The sequence below is a fragment of the Streptomyces sp. NPDC006516 genome (assembly GCF_040611875.1).
Classification (GTDB): Bacteria; Actinomycetota; Actinomycetes; order Streptomycetales; family Streptomycetaceae; genus Streptomyces.
On record NZ_JBEXPD010000002.1, the window covers coordinates 474,278 to 486,112 of the forward strand.

An 11,835-nucleotide genomic window follows, 5' to 3' on the forward strand; every position below is an offset into this window, starting at 1 on the left:
GATGTCCGCATGGCGGGGGGTTCCTCCCCCTGGCCGCACAAGGGTCGCCCCGGACCCGGCACCATGACCGGTCCCGGGGTGAGGGACAATGAACGCTCTGCCAGGGCGGGTTGATCGCAGAGGGGACGCATGTCGGAGGCGGAGCAGGCGCAGGAGCCCCAACGGGACAAGGACGGACGTCTCCTCGCGGGGCGGTACCGCCTTGGGGAGGTGCTCGGCCGGGGCGGCATGGGCACGGTCTGGCGTGCTGCCGACGAGACGTTGGGGCGTACGGTCGCCGTCAAGGAACTGCGGTTCCCGTCCTCCATCGACGAGGACGAGAAGCGGCGTCTGATCACGCGAACCCTCCGCGAGGCGAAGGCCATCGCGAGGATCCGCAACACCAGCGCGGTGACTGTCTACGACGTGGTCGACGAGGACGACCGGCCGTGGATCGTCATGGAACTCATCGAGGGCAAGTCCCTCGCCGAGGTGATCCGCGAGGACGGGACGCTGACGCCGAGACGGGCGGCGGAGGTCGGCCTCGCCATCCTCGACGTGCTGCGTTCGGCGCACCGCGAGGGCATTCTGCACCGGGACGTGAAGCCGTCCAACGTGCTGATCTCCGAGGACGGCCGGGTCGTCCTGACCGACTTCGGGATCGCCCAGGTCGAGGGTGACCCCTCCGTCACCTCGACCGGCATGCTCGTCGGCGCCCCCTCCTACATCTCGCCCGAGCGCGCACGCGGGCACAAGCCCGGCCCTCCCGCCGACCTGTGGTCACTGGGCGGGCTGCTGTACGCGAGCGTCGAGGGCCGCCCGCCGTACGACAAGGGTTCGGCCATCGCCACGCTGACGGCGGTGATGACGGAGCCGGTCGAACCTCCCGTCCACGCGGGACCGCTGGAGGAGGTCATCTACGGCCTGCTGGCCAGGGATCCCGACCAGCGTCTGGACGACGCCGGAGCGCGCGTCCTGCTCAACGCGGTGATCAACGCCCCCGAACCACCCGTCACTCCCCCCGCCGACTCCACCCAGGTCATGGCGCTGCCGACGATCGGCGACGCCACGAGCGGCGAGGGCGCGAAGGCCGCCAAGACCGGCAGGGGCGACTCCGCGAGCGGCAAGAAGAAGGCGGCGGCCGCCGCGGCCGCCGCCGGCGCCGCGCACGGATCAGGCACCGCGACCCCGGCGGCGGGAAGCCCTGCGGCCGGGACCCCGGCTTCCGGTCCCACCACCACCGCCGCGGCCTCCGCGTCCGGCGGGCTCGGCGCGGCCGACAGCGCTCGCGAGCGGCTGCGCGGCGCGCTGCGCTCCGTACGCAACGCGAAGGCTCCCGCGGCAGCCGCGTCCGGTCCGCGCACGCCCTCGCGCGCGCCGGGCACCCCCGCCGCCATGGCGTCGGCCTCAGGCCCCGCCGGACACCCCGCCAGGACCACCGCTTCGATCACCGATGTCGTGCCGCGCCGCACGCTGGCGGTCATCGCCGGTGTCGTCGTGCTCGCCGTCCTCGGTACGGTCCTGGCTCTCACCCTCGGCGACGACGGGGAGAGCGACAAGGGCGGGTCCAAGGGCGGCACCACGACGTCGGCGGGCGCGTCGGCGGGCAAAGACTCCGAGGCCACCGGCGGCGGGTCGGGCAAGGAGGGGACCAGCGGGACGGAGAAGGGCGGCGAGGACGGTCAGGGGCAGGAGAAGGGTGAGGCGTCCGCCGAGCCCTCGGCCTCGCAGGAGACCGCCGAACCCGGCCCTGATGCGCTGCCCTCCGGATACCGGACCGTCGGCAACAAGCAGTTCCACTTCTCCGTGGCGATGCCCGGCTCCTTCAAGTTCGACGCCATAGCGGGACAGAACTCCGGCGCGATCTACAACGCCGACGGCGGCTTCCCCCGCATCCAGATCGACTACAACGGCTCCCCGAAGGACGACGCTGCCGCCGCCTGGGCGGGTGCGGTCGCGGCGACCAGGAGTCTCAGCAACGGTTACAAGCACATCGGCATAAAGAAGGTCGAGTACAACGGCTACCCGACCGTCGCGGACTGGGAGTTCACCCGCAACCAGCAGGGCATGCGGGTGCGGGTCCTCAACCGGGGCTTCAAGGCCGACGCCACTCACGGCTACTCCATCATGATCAGCTGCAAGGCGTCCGAGTGGAACGGCGAGGAGTGCCGCACGCTCCGTGAGACGGCGTTCGCGACCTTCGAACCCACCGACTGACCTGCCACGAGGCCGAACGGGCGGCCGGGTTGTGGTGACCCGGCCGCGCAGCCGCGACTTGCCACGTATTGTGAGAGGGCGAGGACCGTACGCAGCCGGAATCGTGAGTCAATCGCACAGTAAGTGACCGCAATTGATGGATTCATGCGGTCTTCTTGGCCGGGGGACAGCGCGCTCTGGGGAGGCGTCGTGGACGACTACGCGGGTCGGGTACTGGCCGACCGCTACCGCCTTCCGCTGCCTCCGTCCGATGCGTACGAACTGGCTGAGACCCGGGCGTTCGACACATACAGCGGACAGGAAGTCCTGGTCCGCCAGGTGCCGTTGCCGGAGGTCGTGGACGCCGAGGTGCTGGACGCCGACGGGCTGCCGTCGGCCGCCAGGCGCGCCTCGGGACGTACGGTGCGGCGGTCGACGGATCCCGCGGTCCGGCGGGCCATCGAGGCGGCGCAGGCCGCGGCACAGGTGCCCGACCATCCGCGACTCGACCAGGTCTTCGACGTGTTCGCCGAGGCCGGATCGCTCTGGATAGTGAGCGAGCTGGTCGCCGCCCGGCCACTCGCCGCGCTGCTCGCGGAGCGGCCGCTCAACCCCTACCGGGCAGCGGAGATCGGCTCCGACGTGCTCACGGCGCTGCGGGTGCTGCACGCGCACGGCTGGACGCACCGCAACATCACCGTCCGCACGGTACTGGTCTGCGACGACGGCCGGGTCGTGCTGACCGGACTGGCGGCCGGGGCGGCCGAGGAAGCCCTGTGCGGATACGTTCCCGTGCCGCAGCCTGACGGGGAAGAGGCCTACGGGCCCCCCGCCGTGGAGACGGGGCCCACGGGGCCGTACGAACCGGCAGAGGGCGGGACCGGGCCGGAAGCCCTCTCCCCGCCGCACACCTTCCGGGCCCCCGGCGCCCTCCCGGCTCCGGACGGGCTCCCGCACACGCCCCCCGCGCTCCCGGGCCAGGGCGCCCCGCACATCGCCGGGACGGGCGCCCAGGACGCCCCGGGCGCCCAGGACGCCCTGCGCGCCGCTGAGCCGCCCGCCCAGGAGGCCGCGCACGCGCCCGACGCCCTGCCCGCTCCCAGGGCGGCCGGCGACGGTCTGCCCGCCCCCGCGTCCCGCGCCGAGGTCGAGCCCGCCCAGCCCCCCGCCCCGCCCGGGGCGGGGAGCGCGGCGCAGTTGCGCGCCGCGCGCGCCGGTGCCATCGCCGCCTACCGTGAGGGCGCCCGTGCGGCGGCCCGCGCGGGGGAGCAGCAGAGGCGCGCCGCCTCGGACCCGGCCGACCACGAGCGTGACGCGGGCGAGGCCGGGCGCGAGGAGCCGTCGGCTCCCCCCGCGGCAGGCCCCCCGCAGCCGACGGGCGGCACCTGGGGCAGGGCGGCAGCCGAGGCGTACGCCTACCCGTACGACGACGAGGACGACGACGAGGACGACGACGACGAGGACCCGGGCGGCCCGCCGCCCCCCGGCCGTCGTGTCCACCTCGCAGGCACCTGGGGTGACGGCCCCGGCGCCGGCCGGCCCGTGCCGGCCGGGGGCAGCTCCGCAGGACCGGGACGCTCCGGTGAGGACGCGCTGCGCGCCGACGCCCAGCGCCTCGGCGGCGGAGCCGTGGAGCGCCGGGACCGGCTGCCGCAGCCGGCGGCCGCCCGGCGGCCCGCGGGCGGATGGGACGAGGTCGTGGCGGGAAGGGGCGACACGCCCGCCTATCGCGGCCCCGCGACGCCCCTCGCCGCCGAACGCGCCAGGCAGGCCCGTATCGCCGTCGTCGGCGCCGTCACCGAGCGGTGGGCGCCCGAGCAGGCAGGCCCGGTCCACGACAACTGGCAGCTGGCCCCGCCCATCGGCCCTTCGACCGATCTGTGGGCGCTCGGCGCGCTGCTCTACCGCGCCGTGCAGGGCCATGCCCCGTATCCGGAGGAGAACGCGGCCGAGCTCGTCCAGATGGTGTGCGGCGAGCCGCCCGCCTTCGCGGAGGAGTGCGGTCCGCTTCGCCCCGTCGTGGAGTCACTGCTGCGGCAGGACCCCACGGAGCGCCCTGACTTCGAGGAGCTGCGCGGCTGGCTGCGCTCCCTCGTGCGTTCGGCCCCCGAGCCCGAGGCGGGCGCCGACATCGTCACGATGCCGCCCGCCGACGCCACCCGCCTGCCGATCGTCCGCCGCCGTGGCGAGCTGGTGCGCAGGCGCCGGGGCCGGGGTGCGGCGCACGGCCGGCACCGGCAGGGCAAGCCCCAGCGCCACGAGAAGCCGTACGAGGACCGGCAGGCGTACGAGAAGCCGCCGCGCGCGCCCCGCGAACCCAAGGGGCCCAAGGTGCTGCGGCAGCCGCCTCCCGGCCGCCGGGCGCCCCGGCGGCTCGGACGGCTGCTGCTGGTGCTGATCCTCCTGCTCATGGCCGCGGCCGTGGCCTACGCCGTGCTGTTCATGCCCAAGGCGGATTCCGGATCAGGGGCGGGAGCCTCGCCCGCGGACTCCGTCGCGCCCGCCGACCCGGATTCCGGCAGCCCTTCCGCCGGGGCGACGCCGTCGTCCGGTGCCTCGGCGTCCTCCGGCTCGTCGGGCTCCGAGAAGCCGCAGACCAGCCGCTCGGCCGTCGCTCTCGCAGCTGGGTACGAACTCCGCAAGGACGCCGAGGGATTCGAGATCGGTGTGCCGAAGGACTGGCAGCGCAGCCCGGCCAACGCGGACCGTCAGATCCGTTACGGTGCGGACGGGTTCAGCGTCCTGGTCGTCCCCGGCCGGGACACCGTCAAGGTCCACGGCGACGACCCGCTGGACTACCAGCGGACCGGCGAGCCCGAGCTGAAGCCCTTCCGTGAGTCCAGCTGGGCCACATCGACGGGTCTGCGCCGTGTCGACGTCGGCAAACAGGCCATGGCCGAGGGGCAGTTCACCTGGCAGGAGAGCGGTGGCCGTCAGGTGTACGTCCGCAACCTGGCCATGATCGTGGACGGCAGATACCACATCGTGCAGGTCATCGGCCCGGAGAACGAGCGGGACAAGGTCTCCGACATCTACGAGCAGGCCATCTCCTCGTACCGCGTGGGCTCCTGACGGGCCGGCGGCCCGGAGCGACAAGCATCACAGTGCGGTCTCGTGGGCGATGCGAGGTTACGTCGCGCCGCCCCCCGTCCGTAACCTGTCGTCCCGAGGAACGGGGCGGGGACACACGTGGAACACGGGCAGGGAACGGACGCGGGGATCGTACTGGCCGGGCGGTACCGGCTGGGTGACGTCCTGGGCCGGGGCGGCATGGGCAAGGTCTGGCGCGCCCATGACGAGGTGCTCCACCGGACCGTGGCGGTGAAGGAGCTGACCGCCGGGCTGTACGTCGCGGAGGCGGACCGGGCCGTGCTGCACGCCCGCACGCAGAAGGAGGCGCGCGCGGCGGCGCGCATCACCCACCCGGGGGTCGTGACCGTCCACGACGTCATCGAGTACGACAACCGCCCCTGGATCGTCATGCAGTACGTCGACGGCCCCTCGCTCGCCGACGCGGCGAAGGAGTCCGGCGAGGTCGAGCCGCGCGAGGCGGCCAGGATCGGGCTGCACGTGCTGAGCGCCCTGCGGGCCGCCCACGGTGCCGGTGTCCTGCACCGGGACGTGAAGCCGGCCAACGTCCTGCTCGCCCGTGACGGACAGGTGCTGCTGACCGACTTCGGGATCGCCGCGATCGAGGGTGACTCCACCATCACCAGGACCGGTGAGTTGGTGGGCTCCATCGACTACCTGGCACCCGAGCGGGTGCGCGGGGGCGACCCGGGTCCCGCGTCCGACCTCTGGTCGCTGGGCGCCACCCTCTACACGGCCGTCGAGGGCACCTCGCCCTTCCGCCGCAGCTCGCCCATCTCGACCATGCAGGCCGTCGTCACAGAGGAGCCGCCCCCTCCGCTGCGGGGCGGCGCGCTGGCACCCGTGATCACCGCGCTGCTGCGCAAGGACCCCGCGGACCGGCCGACGGCCGAGGAGACCGAGCGGATGCTCCTGGACGCGATGGAGGGGCGCAGGCCCCGCGCCGCACAGGCCCACGTGCCGACGCAGCGGGTCTCCGAGGAGGAACTGCGCGCCTTCTCCGTCCCGGACGGCTCGACGGCCCAGCTCTCCCAGTCCCTGCCCCCGCCGCCCGCGTACACCTCGCCCGTGCCCCCGTACACCTCCGCGCCCGCCACCCGGCGCGGCGGGGGACGCCGGCGCGTCGTGCTGCTGGTGCTCGTGCTGGCCGCGTTGCTGGGCGGGGCGGCCGGCCTGGCCGCGATGAAGTTCGGGGCCGACGGCGCGGGCACGGCCGGCGGCACGGGGGAACGCGGCACCGCCGGTCCGGCTCCCACACCCTCTTCCTCCTCCGTGCGCACCGCCGACCCGGCGGCGGAGGAGGTCGCGCCGGACGAGATACCCGAGGGCTGGAAGCGGGTCGCTGATCCCGAGGGCTTCAGCCTTCTCGTCCCCGACGGCTGGGAGCGGCAGACGAACAGCGGTCAGATCGACTACACACCGGACAACGGCGCCCACCGCATCCGGATCAGCCTCGATCCGCAGCCCGACTTCGACAACCCCCTCACCCACATGCAGAGCATCGAGAAGGATCTGGCCGCACGGCTTCCGGGGTACGAACGTCTGACGCTGGAGTCGAACGTCTTCCGCGACCGCCCCGGCTCCCGCTGGGAGTTCACCTGGGTCGAGTCCAAGGACCACCCGGGCCCCCGCCACGGGATCGACCAGATGTACTTCGCCGAGACGGGCGGTCCTGAGTACGCGCTCTACATGACCGGTCCCGAGGAGGACCGGGAGGAGACACGGAAGCTCTTCGAGACGATGCTGCGCAGCTGGCAGCCGCCGGAGAGCGCGGGCTGAGGGCCGCCGTGTCCGCCTCCGGACCGCCGCCTGGGTACGAGCGGTCGAAGATTCACGATTCCTGACGCCCGCCGCCCGTTCCCATGGCGCATCGCTCCTGATCAGCGGTTATGCCGCCAGTGATCACTGGCTCGGTATCCATGGGCGGGAGGACTCCCTGGCGGGCTCTGTGAAAACCTGTTACCCACGGGTACCCAAAGTGGGCGGGTGGACATACTCTCGCCCTCATGACGGACTCGCAGGCCTCCACGACCACCTCCGCCGCCCCCGGCGCCCGCGTCGGCACCAACCCGGTGGCCGCCGCCCCCGCAGGCGCGCGCACCGCTGCCGACGTGGTCACGCCCGAGGTGATCGCCCAGCTGACCCGTGACGTCGTCGGCTCCGGCCGCACGGTCAACCACAGCCCCTTCACCGGGGAGAAGCTGGCCGACCTGCCCGAGTCCACCCCCGAGGACGTCGAGACCGCCTTCGACCGCGCCCGCGCGGCCCAGCCCGCCTGGGCCGCGACCTCCGTCCGGGCCAGGGCCGCGGTGCTGCTCCGCTTCCACGACCTCGTCCTGCAGCGCCAGTCCGAGGTCCTCGACCTCATCCAGCTGGAGACGGGCAAGGCCAGGCTGCACGCCCACGAGGAGGTACAGGCCGTCGCCGTCGCCGCCCGGCACTACGGGCGCAAGGCCGTCTCGTATCTGAAGCCGAAGCGGCACACCGGTGTCGTGCCGACCCTCACCAAGGTCACCGAACTGCGCCAGCCGCGCGGGGTCATCGGCCAGATCGCCCCTTGGAACTACCCGCTCGAACTCTCCGTCGGCGACGCGCTGCCCGCCTTCGTCTCCGGCAACGCCGTCGTGATGAAGCCGGACACGGAGACCGCGCTGACCGCACTGTGGGCCCGCGACCTGCTCATCGAGGCCGGACTGCCCGCCGGGGTGTTCCAGGTGATCCTGGGTGTGGGGCCCGTCGTCGGGCCGGAGGTCGTCTCGCGCGCCGACTACGTCTCCTTCACCGGTTCGACCACGACGGGACGCGATGTCGCCCTGCGCGCCGCAGCGCGACTGGTCGGTGTCTCGCTGGAGCTCGGCGGCAAGAACCCCATGCTCGTCCTGGAGGACGCCGACGTCGAGAGGGCAGCCGAAGGCGCCGTGCGCGCCTGCTTTTCCTCGGCCGGTCAGCTCTGCATCTCCGTCGAGAGGCTGTACGTCCACGAATCCGTCGCGGACGCCTTCGTGGAGCGCTTCGCCGCCCGTACGAAGGCGATGCGGCTGGGTAACTCCCTCGCGTACGGGGCCGACATGGGTTCGCTCGTCAGCGGGCGGCAGCTGGAGACCGTCACCCGCCATGTCGCCGAGGCCGTGGAGAAGGGGGCGGTGATCGTCGCAGGCGGGGTGGCCCGCCCCGACATCGGCCCGTTCTTCCACGAGCCGACCATCCTTGACGACGTGCGGGAGCCGATGGCCGTCTGCTCCGAGGAGACCTTCGGCCCGGTCGTCTCCCTCTACCGATTCACCGACGAGGACGAGGCGGTGGCCCTCGCCAACGCCACCCCCTACGGCCTGAACGCCAGCATCTGGACCAAGGACGGCGCGCGCGCCCACCGCATCGCCGCGCGGCTGCGGACCGGCACGGTCAACATCAACGAGGGGTACGCCCCCGCGTACGGCAGCGTCCAGTCGCCCATGGGCGGCATGAAGGACTCCGGCCTCGGCCGGCGGCACGGCTCCGAGGGCATCCTGAAGTACACCGAGGCCCAGACGGTCGCCCAGCAGCGGCTGATCCCCCTCGCTCCGGCCTTCGGGATGGACGACGAGAAGTACGCGGCCTTCATGAGCCGCAGCCTCAAGGCGATGAAGGCCTTCCGGCTGCGCTGAGCACCACCTCAGCGCCCCCCATCCGCCCTTTTCGTACCGAGGAGAGCCATGTCCCAGGACAGCCCTGCCCAGAACCAGGCCGGACCGGCCGCTCCCGCGGCGGACGACGACGCCTACGACTACGACGTGCTCGTCGTGGGCTCGGGCTTCGGCGGAGCGGTCTCGGCCCTGCGGCTCAGTGAGAAGGGATACCGGGTCGGCGTCCTGGAGGCGGGCCGCCGCTTCACGCGTGCGACGCTCCCCAAGAACTCCTGGGACATCAAGAACTACCTGTGGGCACCCGCGCTCGGCCTGTTCGGCATCCAGCGGGTGCACCTGCTGGGCAAGGTGATGGTGCTGGCCGGGGCGGGCGTCGGCGGCGGCTCCCTCAACTACGCCAACACCCTGTACGTGCCGCCCGCGCCGTTCTTCGAGGACCGCCAGTGGGCGGACATCACGGACTGGAAGGACGAACTGGCGCCGTACTACGACCAGGCGAAGCGGATGCTGGGGGTGCGGCTCAACCCGACCGTGACACCGGCTGACGTCCACCTCAAGTCCGTGGCCGAGTCCATGGGCGTCGGCGACACCTTTCACCTCGCCCCGGTCGGCGTCTTCTTCGGCGACGGCCAGGACGCCGACGGCACGGCGCGCACGAAGCCCGGCGGGGAGACGGCCGACCCCTACTTCGGGGGAGCGGGCCCCGACCGCAAGGCCTGCTCCCAGTGCGGTGAGTGCATGACGGGCTGCCGGCACGGCGCGAAGAACACCCTCAACGAGAACTACCTCTACCTGGCGGAGAAGGCGGGAGCCGTCATCCACCCGATGACGTCCGTCGTCGCGGTCACCGACGACCCGGACGGCGGCTACCGCGTCTTGACCGTGCCCACGCACCGGCGCCGCAAGGCGGTCCCGACCGTGCTGCGGGCCCGGAAGGTGGTCGTCGCGGCGGGTACGTACGGCACCCAGACCCTGCTGCACACCATGAAGGACGAAGGGCTGCTGCCCCGGCTGTCGTCCCGGCTCGGCGAGCTCACCCGTACCAACTCCGAGGGCCTGGTGGGGGCGCAGACCAGCGACCGCCGCTACCGCAAGAAGCACGGCATCGCCAAGGCCGACTTCACCCAGGGCGTCGCCATCACCTCGTCGATCCACCCCGACGAGAACACCCACATCGAGCCGGTCCGCTACGGCAAGGGCTCCAACGCCATGGGCGCGCTGACCATCCTCCAGGTGCCCTACAGCACCCACCGGGTGCTGAGCTGGTTCGGCAACGTCGCCAGGCACCCGTGGCTCATGATGCGCTCGCTGTCGAACCGGCGGTGGTCGGAGCGGACCATCATCGGCCTCGTCATGCAGTCGCTGGACAACTCGCTGACCGCTTACCGCAAGCCCGCGGGTGTCGGCAAGGGACTGCTCACCGCCCGGCAGGGGCACGGCTCGCCCAACCCGACGCAGATCGCCGAGGCCACCCAGGGCGCGACGCTGCTCGCCGAGGAGATCAACGGGTTCGCGGGATCGAACATCGGGGAGCTGATGGGCACCCCGCTCACCGCGCACTTCCTCGGTGGCTGCCCCATCGGAGCGGGCCCCGACAAGGGCGTCATCGATCCGTACCACCGGCTGTACGGGCACCCGGGCATCTCCGTGGTCGACGGCTCCGCGGTCTCCGCCAACCTCGGCGTCAACCCGTCGCTGACCATCACGGCGCAGGCCGAGCGAGCCATGTCGTTCTGGCCCAACAAGGGCGAGGAGGACCCCCGCCCCGCTCAGGACGCGGCCTACGAGCGCCTGTCCGCGGTCCCGCCCAAGGCCCCCGCCGTGCCCGAGGATGCCTTCGGCGCCCTGAAGCTGCCGTTCCTGGCCGTCCCGGTCGTACCTCCGAAGCGGGCCGTCACCGAGGCCTGAGCAGGGCAGCGGGGGAGCGGTCACGCGGCTGGGCGGGCCACGAGTGACGTGGGCGCGCGAAGGGAATGCGGAGCGGGACGGCGTGAAGGGGCTGCACCCCCCTCCGAGAGCAGCCCCTTCACGTACCTGCCGGTGACGCGGTGCTCCCCTTGCGGGGGTACGGACGAGCCGGTGGTGTTCGCCATGCATGACCTGTGAAGCGGGGAAACGGTTGTCCCCGGCTTCACAGAATCCTCATGTGGCCCTCGCCACACCTGGTGCACCGTCGCCGAAGTCGCTGATGTCGCTGTTCCGTGGTCCCGTGCCCGCCGTGCAGAAGGGGCCGGGGGCGGCCGTGCGGAATGCGGCCGTGGAGAGTCCCGTACGGAACGGCCCGAAGCCGCCGTACCTGGGGGGAAGTCCGAGGGCGGCCGGTCCCGGGCGTCCCCGGGGCCGGCCGCACATGGGTGACCGGGCTGCTGTCCCCTGCCGACCGGTCACACGCGCCGGAACGTGGTCCCACGGCGTACCAGCGGTACGCCACACGTCCCGGCGGAGCCACGCGTGGATTCCTGCCGATGCTTCCGCCCCTGGCTGGCACGGACACAGGGACCAACGAAGCCTCCGGCGGCCCGGTCACGCGCCGTACGGGTGAGACCGGGCCCGAACGCGGGTGCGGCCGTACAGCCCCTCACGCGTCACACCCGGCCGCGTGACAGCTCCAGCAGCGTCATCGCGAGCGCCGTGCCCGGCTTGCCCAGCGCCTCGCTGTAGTGGCCGAGGACGTCCATCTCCCGGGAGAGGTTCACCCGGCGGCCTCCGGAGGTGATCCTCGCCTCCTGGATGACCGCCGAGACGGCCATCCGTTCCTGGACGAGACCGATGATCCGGTCGTCCAGGGCGTCGATGCGCGCGCGGGCGTCCCCGATCAGGGATGCGGCCTCGTCGGTGTGCGCGCCCGTCAGCTCGGCGGCGGTCCTGGTGGGTGCGGTGCTGTTCATCCGATGTCTCCCGGGGGCTGCGGGCCCCGGAGCCACTGGCCCGGAACGCAGAACGCCCC

The 11,835-nt window shown here is 72.8% G+C and carries 6 protein-coding genes; 5 read left to right on the plus strand and 1 reads right to left on the minus strand.

The window, feature by feature from the left end:
* The first annotated feature begins 129 nt into the window (after window positions 1-129).
* The 5 genes from ABZY45_RS08390 (at window position 130) to ABZY45_RS08410 (ending at window position 10,796) form a co-directional block, all read left to right on the plus strand.
* Window positions 130-2,196 (plus strand): protein kinase, encoded by a 2,067-nt coding sequence (locus ABZY45_RS08390; RefSeq protein WP_356737410.1) that lies wholly within the window; start codon window positions 130-132, stop codon window positions 2,194-2,196.
* Window positions 2,197-2,385: 189 nt separating this feature from the next.
* Window positions 2,386-5,247: a protein kinase gene (locus tag ABZY45_RS08395; protein WP_356738729.1), complete on the plus strand. Its 2,862-nt coding sequence runs from the start codon at window positions 2,386-2,388 to the stop codon at window positions 5,245-5,247.
* A 117-nt stretch (window positions 5,248-5,364) separates the two neighbouring features.
* The gene (locus ABZY45_RS08400) at window positions 5,365-7,044 is read left to right on the plus strand and encodes a serine/threonine-protein kinase (RefSeq protein WP_356737412.1); all 1,680 of its coding nucleotides are present in this window, start codon (window positions 5,365-5,367) and stop codon (window positions 7,042-7,044) included.
* 227 nt (window positions 7,045-7,271) lie between these two features.
* The gene (locus tag ABZY45_RS08405; protein ID WP_356737414.1) at window positions 7,272-8,909 is read left to right on the plus strand and encodes a succinic semialdehyde dehydrogenase; all 1,638 of its coding nucleotides are present in this window, start codon (window positions 7,272-7,274) and stop codon (window positions 8,907-8,909) included.
* A 48-nt stretch (window positions 8,910-8,957) separates the two neighbouring features.
* Window positions 8,958-10,796, plus strand: a complete 1,839-nt coding sequence (locus tag ABZY45_RS08410; RefSeq protein WP_356737416.1) for a GMC family oxidoreductase — start codon at window positions 8,958-8,960, stop codon at window positions 10,794-10,796.
* Window positions 10,797-11,473: 677 nt separating this feature from the next.
* Here the strand turns inward: ABZY45_RS08410 and ABZY45_RS08415 are convergent.
* Window positions 11,474-11,776, minus strand: coding sequence for a chorismate mutase (locus ABZY45_RS08415; protein ID WP_356737418.1), 303 nt, complete (start codon window positions 11,774-11,776; stop codon window positions 11,474-11,476).
* Between the last annotated feature and the right edge of the window lie 59 nt (window positions 11,777-11,835).

Coding starts and splice junctions, on each gene's coding strand:
- ABZY45_RS08410 (WP_356737416.1), top strand. CDS start 8,958: ATGTCCCAGGACAGCCCTGCCCAGAACCAGGCCGGACCGGCCGCTCCC.
- ABZY45_RS08405 (WP_356737414.1), top strand. CDS start 7,272: ATGACGGACTCGCAGGCCTCCACGACCACCTCCGCCGCCCCCGGCGCC.
- ABZY45_RS08415 (WP_356737418.1), bottom strand. CDS start 11,776: ATGAACAGCACCGCACCCACCAGGACCGCCGCCGAGCTGACGGGCGCG.
- ABZY45_RS08390 (WP_356737410.1), top strand. CDS start 130: ATGTCGGAGGCGGAGCAGGCGCAGGAGCCCCAACGGGACAAGGACGGA.